The following is a 19,620-nucleotide window of genomic DNA, read 5'->3' as shown; positions in this document are numbered from 1 at the left end:
ATCTACCTACTTAGCCTGCGAATTGATTCGCAGGCGGATTTTGGCACTGGTGCAAGATCTGAGTAATAGGAAGGATAACTTTAACGGTTGTTTGTTCATCAGGAATACTTTCTATAGCTAAGCTTCCTCCATGTAGTTCAGCTATTCGTTTAACAATTACTAATCCTAATCCCGATCCTTGTTGTTCATAAAGTTTACGTTCAAACTGCATATAAGCACCTAAATTGTCGATTTGTTCGGTTTTCATTCCCCTACCTTTGTCATTTACAGATAAGATAAATGAGTTATTGATTACCTGGCTGACGATATTAATTGGGGTTCCCGAAACTGAGAATTTGCAAGCGTTATCTACTAATTCTTCTACCATTTTTTGCAAGCGGTTGGGAGAAATATTTAGTTGAGCATCTTCTAGCTGTAAGTGTAAATCAGCTTGTCTTTGTGCTTGTTTTGCTTGCTGAGTTGCTTGATGGGAAATTAAAGAATCGACACGATCTGTCTGGTAATTTTTTAACGCTTTGATGCGTTCTGAATTGGTTGCAATTAATTCTAATTCGGCATAGAGTAAAAAGTTTTGAATCAGTCGATATAAGCGTTTACCTGATGTTTGAATTTGTTCGACCATCTCCTTAATTTCTTGTGGTTCTAGTGTATCTAGTTCAGTTAATAAAAGTTCGGAAAAGCCTAAAATTCCATTTAGTGGGGTTCTGAGTTCGTGAGGTAAGGAGAAGGTGATGCTACTACGTAATTCTTCTAATTTTTGGCTTTGTTGCTGATTAATGGTTGCTTGTTTTTTGAGGCGAGTGTCGATCGCATTTAGCAGTTCTACAGGTTTACAAGGTTTAGTTAAATAATCATCTGCGCCTAGTTCCATTCCCTTGCGATTATTAGCTTTGTCCGCTAAAGCTGTGAGGAAAATGAAGGGAATCATTGCGGTATCAGGTTCACTTCTCAATGCCTCTAAAACACCATAGCCATCTAATTCTGGCATGGATATATCACAAATAATTAAATCTGGTCTTTTTTCTTTAGCTAATTGAACGCCTTTAGAACCATTTTCTACCGCAAAAGCGTCAAATTTTTTGGCATTTAAGAGTTCTAAAATATTTTCTCTGATTGCTTCTTCGTCTTCGATAACTAAAATCTTGGTCATGATTATTCCGTCCTATCAAAATTAATGTTTGTTTGTTAATCAAGTGGGAACAGCACTTTACTCCCTAATGTATTGGAGCAAAGTTAAGGTTTTTCCCGATACCAATAAATTGGTAAAATCCTTAACGCTGAGAGGTTGACTAAAAAGAAAACCTTGGATTTCATCACAATCATTTTGATATAAGAAATCTAATTCTGTTTTGGTTTCGACTCCTTCTGCTATTATTTTTAAGTTGAGTTCGTGTCCCATTTTGATAATAGAACTGGTAATAGTTTTAGTTTTGGCATTCTTGTTTAATTGATGAATAAAAGATTTGTCAATTTTTAAAGTATCAAAGGGAAACTGTTGCAAATAGCTTAATGAAGAATAACCTGTTCCGAAGTCATCGATCGCAATTTGCACACCCAACTCTTTAAAAGCAGTTAATTTCTCATTAACGATCTCTAAATTTTCCATAAGTACGGTTTCTGTTAACTCTAATTCTAAATATTCGGTAGCAAAGTCAGTTTCTTTTAATATTTGAATTAGCCGTAAATCAAAGTTACTTTGACTGAATTGCCGACCAGATATGTTAACAGCTATTTGTAATTCAGGGAAACCTGACTTTTGCCATAACTTTGTTTGCTGACAAGCCATTTTAAAAACCCATTCACCCAGAGGAATAATTAAATTTGTCTCTTCTGCGATGGGAATAAATTTAAGTGGGGAAATTATTCCTTGTTCTGGATGAAACCACCTTAAAAGTGCTTCTGCACCAACAATTTTGCCTGTTTTTAAACTTACTTTTGGTTGATAATAAATTTCCAATTCGTTGCGTTCTAAAGCATAACTTAAGCTGGTTTCTAAATTTAAGCGATCGCAACTTGTCACATTAAGAGTTGGTTGATAAAACGCATAAGTATTTCCTCCTTGTTGTTTAACATAGTTCATCGCTTTATGAGCTAATTGCAGCATTTTCTCTAGTTCACTGTCATCCCCAGCATATAGAGAAATTCCGATGCTAGCTGTAATTAAAATTTCAATATTGTTTTCTAAAATTACAGGTTTTGCTAAACTTTCTAATAGGTTTTGGACAAATTCAATCACTATTTTTCTCTGATTATCCGTTATCATAATTATGGCGAATTCATCAGTAGCTAACCGCGCTATAGTATGACACTTACTGCTGTAAGCTTTTAAACGTTCCGCTACAATTTGAATTAGTGTATCTGCTGGCGAATGTCCTAAAACTTCAACAATTCGATTGAATCTGTCTAAACTGAGATAAATAATTGATAGCAGTTGCTCTGAGTTAGAGTTGCGCTTATTTACAGTTAAATAATTGATAATTTGCGATAATTTTTCTTGTAACAATAAGCGATTTGGTAAATTAGTTAAACTGTCATAGTGCAGAGATTTATTTAGTTGTTGTGATGCTTGTTTTAAAGCTGTAGTGTAAGGGTCAGTAATAGCCGTTTTTTTGCTTAAGCGTATGGCGATCGCTTTTAACAATTCCACAGGTTTACAAGGCTTAGTAATATAGTCATCTGCGCCTAATTCCATTCCCTTGCGATTATGATCTCTATCTGCTAAAGCCGTTAGGAAAATAAAAGGAATTACTGCTGTTAAAGGCTCTTGGCGTAACTCTGCTAGCACATCATAGCCATCTAATTCTGGCATCATAATGTCACAAATAATTAGATCGGGAATAATTTTTCGCGCCAAACGGATACCTAAGCGACCATTTTTTGCGCCAATTGCTCTAATATTTTGTCCTGTTAAAATTTCTAAAATGTTTTCGCGAATATTTTCATCGTCTTCAATCACTAGAATCTTGGTCTGAGGTTTGATCGTTAGAGGTTTTAAAGCGTTGTAAGAGTTTGACATTTTCTGGTACTAAAACTTCTTGGATATCAGACAATTGATTAATAATGGCTATTTCACGAGCGCATTCTTGTTGCAAAATTTTCAAATAATGTGCTTGTGCTTTTTCTGTAGGTGCTAACTTTAGCATTTGGATTGCCATTGTGATATTAGACAAAGGATCGCGCAATTCTTGGGTAAGTCTTTGCAACAAATCTGCTCTGTTTTTGCTTAACTTTTGTAATTCTTGAACTCTTGCTTGTAATCCTTTGGCTTTGTTACGTTCGGTTTCAAATTGCTGGCTATATATAGCTTGTTTTTTTAGCCTGATGGTAATTGCACTTAGTAATTCAGTCACAGTACATGGTTTGGTGATATAGTCATCTGCACCTAATTCCATTGCTAAACGTAAGTCGTCTCGCTCAGTTTTTGCTGTCAAGAAAATGAATGGAATGATAACAGTTAAAGGGTCTTCTTGTAATTCACTCAACACACTATAACCATCCATATCAGGCATCATAATATCGCACAGAATCAGATCGGGAAGTTGATTTTTTGCTTCTTGAATTCCGATCGCACCGTTTTTTGCGCCAATCACATCAAAATCTTCAGATTCCAGGATTTCTATGATATTAGCTCGCACAGATTCTTCATCTTCAATTACCAAAATTTTTGTTTTGCGATCGTTTAATTTCATAAGTAACCAGACCTAAATTTGTGTAAGTTAATTAATTTTGCTTGACTCCTCTGCGAAATTTGTCAGTGGTAAACTCACGGTAAATGTGGTTCCAATTCCCATTTCGCTATCTACTTTAATTGTCCCTCCATGTAAATCTACAGACTTCTTCACTATTGCTAAACCTAGTCCTGTTCCGGCAATTGAACCGACATTAGTTGCGCGATGAAAAGCATCAAATAGCCGTTTTTGATCTTCTACAGGAATGCCAATTCCTGAATCTTTAACCTCAAAGGTAATTTGATTATCTTGGCAGGAAACACTAAAATTAACTGGGGTATTTTCAGGAGAATATTTAGTAGCGTTGCTAAGTAAGTTAATTAAGATGTGACGCAGCAATTTGTCGTCCATTTTAACCTCTGTCAATGCACACTGAATATTTACATTCAGAGGATGCTGATTTTTATCAGCATTTTGGATGTCTTCTACTAATTCTCGACAGAATTTTGCTAGCTCAAGGGGACGGGGATTAAAATCTAGTTTTCCGGCTTCGGCTTTGCCAATTACTAGTATATCATCTAACATTTCAATCATGCGTTGGATAGCAGATTGAATTCTATGAATATGGGTCTTTTTCTTCTCTTCCGGCCATTCATTCATATACATTTCTAAGAGGTCAGTTGAGAAGAGAATTGTAGACATTGGTGTGCGAAATTCGTGGGAAACCATTGATACAAAACGAGATTTTAATTCGTTAAGTTCCCTTTCTTTTTCTAAGGCTTTTCGGATTTCTGATTCGGCTTTACACCTAGCTAAAGCAATTTCTACCGTAGTGTGTAAATCTTTTTCTTGAAAAGGTTTAACAATATAACCAAAAGGTTCAGTTTGTTTAGCACGTTCTAAGGTAGTGCGATCGGTATGAGCAGTCAAGAAAACTACAGGTAATTTTAACTGAGTGCGAATTTTTTCGGCGGCTTGTACACCATCGATCGCACCTTTTAACATAATATCCATCAGAATTAAATCTGGTTGAATTACAGCAGCTTTTTCAATAGCTTTTTCGCCAGTAGCTACAACAGCAGGGACGTTATAGCCTAATTTTTTTAAGCTATTTTTGATATCCATGCCTATAATTACTTCATCTTCCACAACTAAAATTGTCGCCGTCATTTTTCTTTTCCACTCCGGTTGGTAAATGTAATTTTGAAACTAGCACCTTGCTCGGAATTAATTTCAATTTCTCCATCCAATTGTTGGGTTAAATTGTAGACTAATTGCAACCCTAATGATTCAAGTTCTGTCACATCAAAATCTGGCGGTAAACCGATTCCATTATCACCGATCGCTAAAGTAATTTCGTTTGTCTCTTCTTGGCAGGAAAATTTAATATATAACTCTCCTTTCTCTTGGTCGCTGAAGGCGTATTTCAGCGAATTAGAAACCAATTCATTGATAATTAAACCGCAAGGAATTGCTGTATCAATATCTAATTCTATATGTTCTATTTGCAGGTTTAATTTGATGGAGCCTGTTGCTACATTATAAGAGCGAAATAGATTATCTGTCAGGTCACGGATGTAATCAACAGCATCAATTCTGGCTAAACCTTTAGATTGATATAACTTTTCATGAATTAGTGCCATTGACCTCACACGATTGTAACTTTCTGTGAATAAAATCAAGGCTTCTTCATCTTTAATGTAGCTAGATTGCAGCTTGAGTAAGCTAGAAATTACCTGTAAGTTGTTTTTAACTCGATGGTGAATTTCTTTAAGCAGAATTTCCTTTTCTTTAAGAGATGTTCTTATTTCACTTTCGGCTTTTTTACGTTCGGTGATATCTCGATACATCCATAAATGTCCTTTGTAGTTCCCTTGAACAAAAATTGGTGCATAATATTGTTCTAAAATTCGACCATCTGCCATTGAAATTTCTTCATTAATTGTTAGTTGTTGGATTTGCAAAATTTCTTGATGGCGTTGGACGATTTGCTCAGGATTTGCAAAACAATGTTGATAGGTTTTTATATAATCGGAAAAGTCAGCGCCAATTAAGGCACCAGGTACTATGGGTATATTGAAGATATCGCAGAATGCTTGATTGAGTAAAACAACTAGTTCAGATTCATCTTTTACTAAGATACCGAGTTGTAAGTTTTCAATCAATGTTGATAGGCGGGAAGTTGAGGCTCGCAGTTCTTCTTCTGCTTGTTTACGTTCAGTAATATCGGTTTGAATACCAATGTAATGAGTCAGAATTCCATCATCGTCGTAAATGGGTGAAATACTTAATTCATTCCAGAATAAGCTGCCATCTTTCCGATAGTTACGTAGGACAACTGTACAATCTTTTCCTTGGCGAATTGCAGTTCGCAGTCTTTCTAATTCTGCTTGTTCAGTTTCCTGACCTTGGAGAAAACGACTGTTTCTCCCTAATACTTCAGCAGCAGAGTATCCGGTGATTTTCTCGAAAGCTGGATTAACGTAAATAATGGGTTGATTAGGTATTCTGGCATCGGTAATAATAATACCATTGTTGCTGGCTGCGATCGCTCTATCTCTTAATTTTAAACTTTCTTCTATTGCTTTGCGTTCGGTAATATCACGACATACACAAATTAATCCGCCATCTGGAATTAAAGTGAGAGAAAGTTCTTCCGTGAAAGTTGTGCCATCGCGTTTTTTAGCAATTGCTTCTCCTTGCCATTTTCCTTGTTGCCAAACTAGCGGAATTACTTCCCTTTCTAATCTCTCAAGTTCTTCACTATTGTATAACTCATGCCAAGTTTTCCCGATTAATTCCTGTGCGCTTTCATAGCCAAAAATCTTAACGTGAGATTCATTCAGATAAGTATATTCTCCGGCAGAGTTAACAATAGCAATTCCATCACTGGCAGCTTCTACAGCAGCAATTTGTCGCCGCATTTTTTCTTGTATTTCTTTACTTTCGGTGATGTCGCGGCAAACTCCAACTAAACCTAGTGTTTCACCGTCGGATGACATATAAGGGGATTTAGTAGAAAGAAAAGTGTATTTTTTGCCATTGACTTCTGCCGTTTCTTCATAAGTCCAAGTGATTCCACTCCTAATAATTGTGTAGTCAAGCTCCCAAACTTGCCTACCTGTTTCTTTTGTGAATAATTCATCATCTCGCTTGCCTAAAATCTCTTCTACTGGACGCTGTAAAACTTTGGCTCCTACAGGATTAATAAATAAATAATGACCTTCTTTATCTTTGAGAAATATTGCATCATTACAGTTTTCTACTATGGTGCGGAGTTTATATTCACTGTCGCGCAATGCTGTTTCTGCTTGTCTGCGTTCAGTGATATCCATAACTACACCACTCATACCTAGAGTTTGTCCTAATGAATTACAAATTACATCACCTTTACCAGCAACCCAACGAATTGAGCCGTCAGGCAAAATTATGCGATGTTCAACGTTATATGGAATTTTTTGTTCTATGGCGTGAGAAATTTCTGTAATGAGATAGTCTCGATCGCCAGGGTGAATCAGATTATAGTAAGCTTGATAATTCCCTGGAAAAGTGCCAGGAGTATAACCAAAAATTATTTCCGTTTGCTCAGACCAAGTTATTTTATCAGTTTGAATTTCCCAATCCCAAGTTCCCATATTAGCAGCATTCAGAGCAATTCTTAATCGTCTTTCACTTTCGCTTAAGGCTGCTTCTGCTAGTTTGCGATCGCTAATATCAATAAACAAACCATCCCATAAAGTATCTCCATTAGCTTGTTTTTCGGGACGAGAAATGCCTTGCACCCATTTCAAATTACCCGATCGGGGAATGATGCGTCCTTCCCATTGCCAAGGTTGTAAAGTTTGTGCGGAAATTTTAGTTGATTCAATTAAAGATGGCAAATCTTCAGGATGAATAATATCAAAGCCAAGCTGAGGATTTGACTGCATTTCTTCTGGTTCTAATTCCCAAATTTGACTGCTACCAGGGCTAATATAAGGGAAGGAATGAGAACCATCATGATGTAGCACGTACTGATAAATCATTCCTGGCACACTGGCTGTTAGTTTTTGTAATCTTGCTTGACTTTCTTGCAGTGCTTTTTCGGCTTGTTTGCGATCGGTAATATCGGTAGAAATGCCACAAACAGCATAGATTTCACCATCACTATTTTTTAAAGGAAACTTCACCGTCAGATAAGTATGTAATCCATCTTCATGAGGTGCAACTTCTTCAGTATGTACCGCAGTTCCTTGTTCTCTTACCAGGCGGTTATTTGTGGCAAACACATTAGCAATTTCTGGCAACCAAAAATCATATATACCTTTACCAATTATTTCTTCTTTCTTCACATTAAATAAAGTTTCAAACTGACGATTAATTAGTAAGTATCTATCTTGAGTGTCGTATAGATACATAACTGCTGGTAAATTATCCAAAATTGCTTGTAATTGTGTTTGGCTTTCTCGTAATGAAGCTTCTGCAAGTTGGCGTTCTGTAATATTTCGATCGATTCCCCGATAACCTTTAAATATTCCCTTTTCATTGAAAATGGGAACTCCACTAGCTTCTATTACAACATAGTTACCATTTTTGTGAATCTGAGTATTCTCAAAACAGGTAAATGGTTGTTGTCTTGCCACAATAGACTCAAAGATTTTACTAACACGCTTCGCTTCTTCAGGCGGCATCAAATCCAGGGGAGTTTTACCTAAAATTTCTTCTGGTTCATAACCTAAAATTTCATTTATTTTCGGACTAACATAAGTATAAACAGCATTTTCATTGACTTCCCACACTACATCGCTACTAGTTTCAACTAAGATCCGAAATCTTTGTTCACTTTCCTTGAGTGCTGCTTGTGCGCGTTGGTGTTGCACAATTTCCTTTGCTAGTCCCCTAACTATTTGATTTAATTGTTCGGTGCGTTCTGCAACTTTAGTTTCTAATTGGGAGTTAAGTTTTTGTAGCGCAATTTCGGCACGTTTGCGTTCTGTAATATCACTAGCTACACCCAACAATTGAATAGTTTCACCATCTGAAGATAATATTGGTTTTTTTACTATCTGCAACCAGCGCACTTCACCTGTAAAATTAGTTAGTTGTTCTTCAGCAATAAATTTAGTTTTGCGGGTGGTCATTACCTCGCGATCGTCACGATCAAATTGTTGCGCTTCTCCTGAGTTTGGATTTAATTCTGCATCAGTTTTATCAAGCATTTGCTCAACAGTTAAGCTGACAATATCCGCGCAAGCTTGATTAGCTAAGACGAATCTACCCTCCCAGTCTTTAACAAAAATTAGATTGGGATTAGTATCAATAACATCTTGGAGAAATTTCTTTTGTTCTCTTAAGGCTGCTTCTGCTTTTTGCCGTTCTTGCAGTTCTATTTGTAATTGTTGGTAAAGATTTGCTTGATGAATGGCGATCGCGCAATGATCGGCAATTGCTTTCACAAAAGCTATTTCATCTTCTGTCCATTCTCGTTCGCGATCGCATTGATGTAAACTAATTCCGCCAATATAAGTTTGCTGATAAATCAACGGCATAATCATAATGGCACGAATATTACATTCTTGAGCAGCTTCCTGAATTTCCGCAGTCAGATTAGCATTTATTTCAGGTAAAATCAGCGGTTCACCTTGACTTATTTGCGAGTGATAAAGGCGGTAAAAATTGCAGCGTCCACTAATTAAACCTTCACATTCCGAAGTGAATTCTGAAACATAATAAACTGGTAGCTGACTAGCAGGATTTGGGCGAAAAATTAAGCAACGGCTAACATTTAATGCTTCATGCAACTGATTAACTGTAGTTGGCAAAATTTCCTCTAATATCAAAGTTTCCCGTATTGCTTGGGTAATTTGGTTAATTAGTGTCGCTTGCTGTACTTGTCGCTTCAGTTTTTCTGAATCTTGGCGCAGTTTTTCAGTTTGTTGCTGTACTTGCTCGGTTAATTCAGCATTACGACGAGACAAAATTTGCGCTTTTTCAACTTGAAGTTGTTGGACAAATTGTTGAGTACGTTTGAGCCGTCGATAAATCTGCATTGGTTCTAGCGATCGCAATAGTTCCATTGCTGTTATGATTCCCCATCGTCCACTCGAAAATTCACTTTTACCATCAGAAACTAAGAGTGTATCTAGGCGATCGTTTTGCATTTGCTGATAAGCATAAAGCAGCGAATTTGTAGGATTTAATTCCTGTCCTAATCTCCGCATAATTAAGGACGCTGGTGTTTGCGTTACATCCATTCCTAGCGCCCAAGCTTGCACTATTTGGCGTTCTGTAACTATTCCTATAGGGATAATTTTTTCTGGTTCTCTTTCAGTAGTGATTACTACTGAGTTGCCTGAATTTTCTCTAATTAACTGAGCAACTTTTTGGACGGAGGTTGCGCGATCGACACTCAGTATTTCACTGTTCATCACCTCCTCTACGGTGCCCAGTTTAAATAAATTTATCAAGTTTAAACCTTGAAGAATTGTTGTGGGCGTGACAATTCCTAATAACTCTTTTTGTTCATTAATAATTGGTAAATAACAAGTTTTATACTGTTGGAAAAATACTATTGGAGTAACGATATTTTCGCTCTGTGAAAAGCGCAGAGTAACTAGCCGTTTGGTAATTAAATCCCCAACTTTAATTTGATTATTTAGCTTAACTCCAGAGCCAATTAACTCTACCAAATCGCCCACAGAAAACACGCCCAAAATCTGGTCATTTTCCATTACTACAACATAATTACAACTGAGATTTTGTAAAGCCTCAGCTTGTTCATTTTCTTCTCGCCACTCATCACTAGAAATAGTACTTTTATTACCCTGTGAAAAACCCATCAGAGATAGGACATTTATCAACAGCGTATCAGCAGCTATCAGGGTAGGATGACGGTTAATAGCCTGCTCTAATTTGGGTAAGTTTAGCCATGAATCGTTAAATTGCATAAGTTTACCTATCATGAGGCTCGATCCTATTCAAAGGATAGCAAGCAATTTTTAAACGGGACTAGGAACTTGAGAAACGTTACCTCTAAGAGGGAAAGTAATGCGAAAAAATGTTCCACATTGCCAATCAACTTCAATATTTCCATCTAACTGATTAGTAAGATTATTAACCAACTGCAAGCCTAAAGTTTCGCTCATCTCAATATCAAAATCTGCTGGTAATCCAATGCCATTATCGGCAACTTCCAACAAAACGAATTGATTTTTTAGTACTGTTAACCTAATATAAATTTTACCACGAGAGCGATCGGGAAAAGCATATTTTAAAGTATTGCAAATCAACTCGTTAATAATTAATCCGCAAGGAATAGCTGTATCTAAATCAAAAAATATTGGCTCGACTTGGATATCTAAATCTATTCCTTGAGAAATTGGTGTGTGGGAAGAGACTAAATTGTAAACCAGGCTCTTAATATAATCAGCAGCATCAATTTGGGCAAGACCTTGAGATTGATAGAGTTTTTCATGAATTAGTGCCATTGACCTAACTCGGTTATAACTATCACTGAAAAGTGAGATTACTTCCCTGTCCTTGATATACTCAGATTGCAATTTAAGCAAGCTAGAAATAACTTGGAGATTATTTTTAACTCTGTGGTGAATTTCCTTTAGTAATACTTCCTTTTCTCGCAACGAAGTCTTCAGTTGTTGTTCTGCCTGTTTTTGTTCGGTAATATCAATTCCTACCGCTACAGCAGCTTGACCTTGCTGATACTTCTGAGCAGCAATTAAGTATTTTTTGATATTACCTTTAATTTTTGCATCAATGACTTGGTGATCGGCTTTTTGCGAACTACACATAAAAGAAGTCATAAAGTTAGCAAAAGCAAAGCTACTTTCTAAAAAACCCAGTTCTTTACCGAGAAAATTTTCTGCGGGTTGGTTAAAAGTTGTACACAAATGTTCATTGACACCGATATATTTTAGGTCAGAACTAATCCAAGAAACCAAGCCAGGAACAGCATCTAAAACTGCTTGCAGTTGGTCATTTGTTTGTTGTAGCGCCGCCTCTGCTTGTTGCCGTTCTTGCACTTCTGCTAGCGCCCTGTCTCTCATGGTGCGGTAATCGTGAACTCTTTGGGTAAGCTTTGTAACATCTTGGATAGAAAGTAAGGCATAGTAACTTCCATCAGGCGCAGGTTCAGCAGTAACGGTGGTATACTGCACTCGCAATTTTCCATCAGGTAAGTAAGCCGGAATTAGATGTTTGTGAACTTGTGACGAGAAGATTATTGATGAACCCCCGGCAAAGATTTCCTGGAGACGACTAACATATTTCGGTTGACTTAAATGAGGGAAATAAGTAGTAATATTAGCGCCGACTATTTTCTGTTTTGGCATATTTGTCCATTTTTCTAAACAACGATTCCAATAGATGACAACAAAATCTTCTCGTAACAGGCAAATACCAATGGGTATGCGATCGAGAATTTTAAATTTTTCCCCTGATTCTTCTATGCCGTTCATAACTGATTTTTTCTTGGCTTTTTTAGAAATTAGCTGGAAATGCGGATCTGTTTAGCGATCGCATTGGTAAATAAATCAAATCAGCACAATATCGTTAGGAATAATATTTTTGCAAAACTCAATCCTACAACCTATTTCTAACATAGTTATTTTTATTAACCTTGAGTAAGACTACGTTAGAGAATTTCTTGGTTTTCCGTATTACTACTGAGCTTAATTAACCCTCTATTTAAAGCCTGAGAAACGGTATTTTGTTGGTTATTTATAAGTAGGTGTAAATAAATAAAGTGATAATAGTTATATGAGGATGGGGCGGGCAGGATGCCCACCCCACAAGAATTACAGCTTTCTTGTGGGGTGGGCATCCTGCCCGCCCTACTTTTCACTTTATTTATATCTACCTACTTAATGAATTAAGTGAGAAGCGAATTTAACTACTCAGAATTGATTCAAAACGGCAAAATTTACAGCAGCCAGAACAGTAAATAAAGCCTATAATTATAGCATTAAAGTCAGAAAATTCTAAAGATGCACTCAGAACGCCCCTTTCTGGATCGTGATAAATACGTAAATCCCAAATTTGACACAAAGCAATTGATGTGATATTTATGGCGATCGCCCACACCATCAACAAGTCACAGCGTAGGGGTAATTCATGAATTACCCCTACGCTGTGACTAGCGGACTTCGACAGGAGATTTATTTGCTGGTGGTACATAGTACTCACCTTTTTCGTTAACTCCCACTACCCCCATAGATTCATTTCCTGTAATTAGACGAGCGCCACCTTTGCGAGTAAAATAATTCCAAGCCCACTGAATCATTACTATTAGTTTGTTATCAAATTCAATTAAGTAGTAGATATGCACAAACACCCAAGTCAGCCAAGCTAGGAAACCAGATAATTTGACAAAACCTAAATCCACTACAGCGTAATTTTTGCCGATAACTGCCAAACTTCCCACATCAACATAACGGAAAGGAAAAGCATTTTCACTACCTTTTAACCGCTGTTGAATCAGTTTAGCAACATATTCTCCTTCGTGCATGGCTACAGGCGCAACTCCCGGTAAAGGTTTGCCGTCTTGATGGGAAAAATTCGCCAAATCACCAATGACAAAAATATCGGGATAACCCTTAACCGTCAAATTTGGTTCCACAATAACTCTACCGACTCTATCTAATTGTACGCCTGTGCGTTCTGCCAAAACTTTGCCAACAGGAGAAGCTTTGACACCAGCTGCCCATAAAATTGTTTTAGCAGCAATTTGTGATTCTGTGTCTCCTTGTTTCATAGTTACTACATCGCCATCAATGTTAGTAACTAAAGTTTTAGTTAAGATAGTTACGCCTAATTTGTTTAAAGACTTTTCCGCTTTCGCAGAAAGTTCTGGTTTATAGGGAGGCAATATTCTATCCATGCCTTCCAAGAGATAGATTTTAGCTTCAGAAGTATCAATATTACGAAATTCTTTTCTTAAGGTGGCAAAGGCTAAATCTGCGATCGCGCCAGCCAATTCTACCCCAGTTGGTCCCCCACCCACAATCACAAAAGTTAACCAAGCACGGCGTTTTTCTAAATCAGTTTCCTTTTCCGCTGCTTCAAACGCCATGAAAATTCGCCGCCGCATTTCCAAAGCATTTTCTACTGTTTTTAATCCCGGTGCAGCTGTTTCCCAATGCTCATTCCCAAAATAGTGATGCTTAACTCCAGTAGCAATAATTAAAGTATCATAATCAACTTCACCACTATTTAAAAATAGCCTTTTTCGTTCAGGATCGATATCCTGCATTTCGGCTAACAATACTTGCGTATTTTGGTTATCACTTAATACAGCGCGGAGTGGAGAAGAAATATCAGCAGGAGACAAACTTCCCGTTGCTACCTGATACAAAAGTGGCTGAAACAAATGAAAATTTCGTTTATCAACCAAAGTCACTTTTACAGGAGCACGACCCAAAGCTTTCGCCGCATACAATCCACCAAAACCACCACCGACAATTACTACACGATGAGGTGTCTGATTTGTTTGTGCATCTATCATTAGAATTATCCTCTTTGCTAAAATTGAAGAGCGTTATTTTACTCAAACATTTCTTATATTAGCTATGCTTTCTTTTTAGTGTGGAATCAGCAAAATATACGTAGTGAAGACTACAAAACGAAATAGATCCCCGACTTCTTCAAGAATTAGATCCCCGACTTCTTGAAGAAGTCGGGGATCTAGATTGGAAAGCCCAAGAGCAAAAATTGATCTACTTAATTGAGTTAACTGCTGCTTGCGATCGAGATACAACAGCGGACGGCAAAGGAATATATCCTAAATCATCTGCCACGTTCTGTCCTGTGGTTAATCCATAATTCAAAGCTTGCTTCAGTGCTCTTGATTTATTTTGATCCGGGTATGTTTTGTAAGCCATGATCCAAGTGTAAGAAACAATTGGATAGGCATTTGCTCCCGGAGGATCTGGAACAAAGGCGCGTAAGTTGGAAGGTAACTGCACTGATGCTAACGCAGCCGCAGAATTAGAAGGAGTTGGTGCTACGAAATTTCCGGCTTTATTTTGTAAGGTAGCTTGTGAAATTTTGTTAGTTCTGGCATAGCCATATTCAATGTAGCCGATCGATCCTTGAGTTTGGAGAATTTGAGCAGTTACGCCTTCATTACCTTTAGCACCTGAACCTGTGGGCCAAGATACAGACCTACCTTCACCAACTTTACTTTTCCACGCACCACTAATAGCGCTTAAATGTTGGGTGAAAATGGCAGTTGTACCGCTACCATCAGCACGATAGATTACACTAATAGGCGTACTTGGTAACTTCACTCCGGGGTTATCTTTGGCAATTCTGGGGTCGTTCCAAGTCTTAATTTCACCTAAAAATATTGCAGGTAATGTAGTGCGAGAAAGTCTTAAAGAATTCACGCCAGGTAAGTTATAACCTACCACAACGCTGCCTGCGGTCATCGGAATTAACACTACGCCTCTGGAAACTTTTCCCATTTCCGCGTCAGTCATCGCCACGTCACTGGCACCAAAGTCTACGGTTCCATTGATTAACTGTTGTACACCCGCACCGCTACCAACCGATTGATAGCTGACTTGAATATTGGGATTAGTTTTGTTGAAGTCTGAGAACCAGCGTTGATACAAAGGTGCAGGAAAAGATGCGCCAGCACCAGTGAGAGTTACTCTACCTTGAGCTAAAAGCAATGAAGAGTCGTTGGCAGTAGCGCTTTGAGGACGGAAATGGTTGGAAGCGATAGTCGCAACAACAAAGGCTGAAAGACACAGAAAAACCAGCAGGTTTCTCCGCTTTAATCGAACTCTAACCGACATAGTTTAAAAATCTATTGGATTATGCTGTCGAGTATTGACAGTAGGGTTAGGTGATAAAGCGCAGGTTAAGGAATGTGTTTTGGAACACTAATTTATACAAATCTTTACAATCTTCTAATAAATAAATATATCTTTAGGAGTAGTTATTTTTTGGGAAATTCATGCTATATCATGTACCGAAAAAAGGGAATATGGTGCGTTAGGCGTAGCCGTAACGCACCCTACTGGATCAGCCTGTGTTTCTCATTCCGGCTGCGATACCGTTAATAGTTAACAATGCGCCTCGTAATAATTCGCCGCGACTGTGACGAGAGTCTATTACACCTGTGAGGTTTTGGGATTTGCTTTGGCGCAGGCGTTTTAGGAGGGAAACTTGTAAAAATCCTAGAGGTACAATGTTTCCGTTGCGGATTTGGACCGATCGCTGTAAGTCAGGATCGCCATCTAACAAACGTTTGTGATCGGTGATGTTTAAGACTAAATCGCGAGTTAAATGATACTCTTCTGCGATTTGAGCAAACAACTTTTCAAATCTGGGTAAATCTTCTGGTGCTGACAATTCTTTCATGTAGTAGTGAGCGATTTGTAAATCGACTTTTGATAAAGTCATTTCTACTTTAGAAATCACTACTTTGAAGAAAGGCCATTTGTAATAGAAGTAACGTAACAACTTGAGATTTTCTTGGGGGTCTTCTTGCAAAAATTGATTAAGTGCTGTTCCTACGCCGTACCAAGCTGGTAATAAAAAGCGGCTTTGTGTCCAACTAAATACCCAAGGAATTGCTCTTAATGTGCTTAAATCTTTTTTCCCGGTTTTTCGTCTAGCGGGACGAGAACTAATTTGTAATTGGCTAATTTCTTCGATCGGAGTTACTTGCATGAAGAAATCAACAAAGTCTGGTTGTTCGTAAATCAAAGAGCGATAATGTTCGCGAGATTTGTCAGACAATTCTTCCATGATTTCGTTCCAAGGTTCAATATTATCGAACCCTGTTCTGAGCAAGCTGGCTTGAATTACCGCTGTAGTAACAGTTTCTAAATTATACAAAGCTAATTCCGGCCAAGAATATTTAGAAGCTAAAACTTCGCCTTGTTCGGTAATTTTAATTCTGCCGTTGATTGTGTGTCCTGGTTGGGCTAAAATCGCCTCGTAGGAAGGGCCGCCACCACGTCCCACAGAACCGCCTCTGCCGTGAAAAATGCGGAGGGAAACGCCGTATTTACAAGCGATCGATTCCAAAGCTTTTTGCGCTTTGTGAATTTCCCAGTTACTACTTAAGAAACCAGAATCTTTGTTGCTATCAGAATAACCCAACATTACCTCTTGTAATGATGAAGGTAAGGAACCCATAGAGGTAACATTATTTCCCAGTTCCTTTTTCTTTTCTACTTCATACTTTTGATAACCACCAGCCAGTAAAGCGCGATAAAATGGCAACTCAAACAGAATTTGCATGATGGAAGGAGCTTTTTTCAAATCTTCCACTGTTTCAAATAGTGGTACTACTTGCAGAGTTCCTTCACCTGTGGAGGGATCGTAAAGTCCTGCTTCTTTGGCAAACAGCAAAACTTCTAACAGATCGCTGACATCATGGCTCATGCTAATAATATAAGTTTGGCAAATCTCTTGTCCAAACTCTCGCTGCATTTGCCGCACTACGCGCAATGTTTCAATTGTTTCGCAAGTCTGAGGACTAAAGGGCAATTCGTTAGGAACTAAAGGTCGTCTTGTTTGCAGTTCCGAAACTAACCATTTAATCTTTTCATCTTCTTCTAATTCATTATACTGACAAGGTAAAACTTGCAGATAATCAACTATTTCGTTGATGGCATCGGAGTGTCTGGTACTTTCTTGGCGGACATCTAAAGATGCTAAACAAAATCCGTAAACTTCTACCTGACAAATCAGCTGTTCTAAGTCGCGGCAAATTAAACCTGTTTCTTGTAAGTTGCGTTGAATTAATCGCAGTTGTGCCAAAAATTCTTCGGCTGTTTTATAGATCGGTGTTTGCGGTTTTTGTAGGAGAGATTCTGGTTGGAAAGCTTCGCCTTTGTAGAGTCGCCAATTGCGATCGCGTGTATACTCCAACCGCTTCTTCACATAAGATAACTTTAACCGATAAGGTTCTTGGCGATAGCGAATCGACAATTCCTCATAAACATCTGGCATTTGTAAACGGTTTTGTTCCAGAGATTCTAACAACTCTGGCAACACATCGCACCAGTGCAAAGACAAACTTAAACGATTAATTAATTTGTCTACCGATCCAATGTATTTCTGCAAAACTAAATGCCGTTGGTAACAAGCTGTTTGCCAACTAACTGCGGGGGTAACAAAGGGATTTCCATCTCTATCTGACCCTACCCAAGAACCAAACTTACAAAAATTAGGTTTTGGCGGACGCAGATCTCTCCACACAGTTTTTAACCCATTTTCTAATCTGTGATAGAGTAGGGGAATTGCTTCAAACAAAACTTCTTGGAAGTAGTGCAAAGCATAATCAACTTCATCCAAAACCGAAGGTTTAAACTGATGCAATTCATCAGTTCGCCACCACAGACGAATTTCTTCTGTTAACTCCTCTTTGAGTAACTTACCTTCCCAAGAATTTTCCGCTTCTTCGATCAGCGTACTCCCTTCTTCTAAATCATCAAGTTCTTGGAGAATCTTGGCAATGTGGCGCTGTTTATCTCTAATTGTATGCCGGACAATTTCTGTTGGGTGGGCGGTGAATACTAACCGAATGTCCAAATTGTCAATTAATTTTTGGACAGCTTGCGGCGGCATATTCAACTTTCGCAAATAAGGAAACAACCATTGGAAAGTACCCTTTTCTTTGCGCGACCAATTTGCGGCTTGCCAACTTTTTTCTAACGAATCTGTTCCGGGAACACTTTCTTTAGATTCTGCATCCAATTTAGTAAATGCTTGCAGTGCGGGATCGGGAACTTCTTGCTTAAACGACATTCGTAAAGCTTGTTGTTGCGCCCTTTGGTCGTAGTGCTGTTCCACAATATTAATTAACTGAAAATAAAGGGCAAAAGCACGCGCCGCACGGATGGCATCATTGATTTCTAAATTTTGAATGATCCGAAAAACTTCTTCTTCTTGAAGACTGTCGCCAGTTGCTTGTCCTTCTGGGGAACAAAGCGATCGCAAATAATTACACAAATCTACCAGTTCTTGACCGCATTCTGTGCGGAGAACGTGCTCCCATAAGTCCTCTACGACTTTAAGGCGATGCCGCAAAAATAGGTCTGATGGGGAAGCGAGATGAACTGCCTGATCGGATTGGAGTGTAGGACTCATAGGTGTTGTTCTTTCTATCCAAGCAATAATAACCAACAAATTTTACGAGGCTTATTGGGCTAGATTAGTGTCAGATTCAACCGATCTAGCTTGCCCAAGTACAGGAAGGCTCACAGGCAGAAGGTTCTAAGGCTCCAAGGAAATATTGCTTTTCTGTTCAGCTTTTACCTTTTTTTCTGCGCTGTTGCCCTCGAAAATCTTTTCTACAATTGTGTTATTCTTTTAGGTTTTGTAATTCGCGTCACATATTTAGTAGCCAGGTATGGGGAAATCCTACAGATTTTTGCCCCCACTGCACAAGTCTTAATCTCCTTCAGATTCAACTTTGGGAAATTGCAGCACTGGCAAGCGATCGCCGCGAAATACTTCTTCGCTTGCTTCCCCTAGTGCTTGGAGAAACTTTAGTGAAGCCTTTCCACATAATACACCTAGAAGTAAAGGGGCTGTAGCCAAACTGACTATTATTTCCACCGGAAAGGTTGCTTCTGGGGTTGGGGATGTTTGTGTTTCTGGTTGGTTGATGCTATTAGAGTTCATCTTGTACCTCGATAGTATAACTAAATAAGGCAGTGTTTCTTCTCCTAAGTCCTCTTTTTCGAGAAACTGTAAAATTGATTACTTTTTTCGGAGGAGGCAGCAACTACTTATTCATCAGAAAAGGGAACAGGGAATAGGGAACTCCTGAACAGTTTTCTCGATTTACTTTTCCCTGGGGGAGTGAGAGACCCTACTTATAGAAGTAGGGAGTTTTGGGTGGGCGGGTTTAAATCCCCTTGACATTAAACTTTGTTGCCTGTTGCCCGTTCCCTGTTCCCTCATTAATATTGTGAGACAGATTTGCCATTGG

At 38.3% G+C, this 19,620-nt stretch carries 11 protein-coding genes; all 11 read right to left on the bottom strand.

The annotated features are described in order from the left end of the window. Positions 1-10 precede the first annotated feature (10 nt). Positions 11-1,150 (bottom strand): hybrid sensor histidine kinase/response regulator, encoded by a 1,140-nt coding sequence (locus ACE1CI_RS24490; RefSeq protein WP_413266457.1) that lies wholly within the window; start codon positions 1,148-1,150, stop codon positions 11-13. Between the two features lie 57 nt (positions 1,151-1,207). Then, on the bottom strand, positions 1,208-3,016 hold the full coding sequence (locus ACE1CI_RS24485; protein ID WP_413266458.1) for a putative bifunctional diguanylate cyclase/phosphodiesterase: 1,809 nt from the start codon (positions 3,014-3,016) through the stop codon (positions 1,208-1,210). Further along, positions 2,949-3,689, bottom strand: a complete 741-nt coding sequence (locus ACE1CI_RS24480; protein WP_413266459.1) for an ATP-binding response regulator — start codon at positions 3,687-3,689, stop codon at positions 2,949-2,951. Before ACE1CI_RS24480 ends, ACE1CI_RS24485 begins: the two co-directional genes overlap by 68 nt. Positions 3,690-3,716: 27 nt before the next feature. Next, a complete protein-coding gene (locus ACE1CI_RS24475) occupies positions 3,717-4,838 on the bottom strand; it encodes a hybrid sensor histidine kinase/response regulator (RefSeq protein WP_413266460.1) in 1,122 nt (373 codons plus the stop codon). Continuing rightward, positions 4,835-10,594 carry a PAS domain S-box protein gene (locus ACE1CI_RS24470; protein WP_413266461.1) on the bottom strand — a complete coding sequence of 1,920 codons (5,760 nt, stop codon included), beginning with the start codon at positions 10,592-10,594 and terminating at the stop codon, positions 4,835-4,837. Before ACE1CI_RS24470 ends, ACE1CI_RS24475 begins: the two co-directional genes overlap by 4 nt. 51 nt (positions 10,595-10,645) lie before the next feature. Further along, positions 10,646-12,121, bottom strand: a complete 1,476-nt coding sequence (locus ACE1CI_RS24465) for a histidine kinase dimerization/phosphoacceptor domain -containing protein (protein WP_413266462.1) — start codon at positions 12,119-12,121, stop codon at positions 10,646-10,648. Between the two features lie 430 nt (positions 12,122-12,551). Then, entirely contained in the window at positions 12,552-12,839 is a 288-nt protein-coding gene (locus ACE1CI_RS24460) for a hypothetical protein (protein WP_413265853.1), read from the bottom strand. Beyond that, the gene (locus ACE1CI_RS24455; RefSeq protein WP_413265854.1) at positions 12,799-14,166 is read right to left on the bottom strand and encodes an NAD(P)/FAD-dependent oxidoreductase; all 1,368 of its coding nucleotides are present in this window, start codon (positions 14,164-14,166) and stop codon (positions 12,799-12,801) included. Before ACE1CI_RS24455 ends, ACE1CI_RS24460 begins: the two co-directional genes overlap by 41 nt. 211 nt (positions 14,167-14,377) lie before the next feature. Next, positions 14,378-15,463 (bottom strand): phosphate ABC transporter substrate-binding protein PstS, encoded by a 1,086-nt coding sequence (pstS, locus tag ACE1CI_RS24450; protein ID WP_413265855.1) that lies wholly within the window; start codon positions 15,461-15,463, stop codon positions 14,378-14,380. Between the two features lie 229 nt (positions 15,464-15,692). Beyond that, positions 15,693-18,773 carry a phosphoenolpyruvate carboxylase gene (ppc, locus tag ACE1CI_RS24445; RefSeq protein WP_496615779.1) on the bottom strand — a complete coding sequence of 1,027 codons (3,081 nt, stop codon included), beginning with the start codon at positions 18,771-18,773 and terminating at the stop codon, positions 15,693-15,695. Positions 18,774-19,076: 303 nt separating this feature from the next. Further along, a complete protein-coding gene (locus tag ACE1CI_RS24440; protein ID WP_413265857.1) occupies positions 19,077-19,310 on the bottom strand; it encodes a hypothetical protein in 234 nt (77 codons plus the stop codon). Positions 19,311-19,620 lie beyond the last annotated feature (310 nt).

This window comes from Floridaenema flaviceps BLCC-F50, assembly GCF_041929275.2.
Lineage (GTDB): Bacteria > Cyanobacteriota > Cyanobacteriia > Cyanobacteriales > Aerosakkonemataceae > Floridanema > Floridanema flaviceps.
Note: the sequence above shows the minus strand (reverse complement) of the source record. Positions and strands in the feature narration are given on the sequence as shown.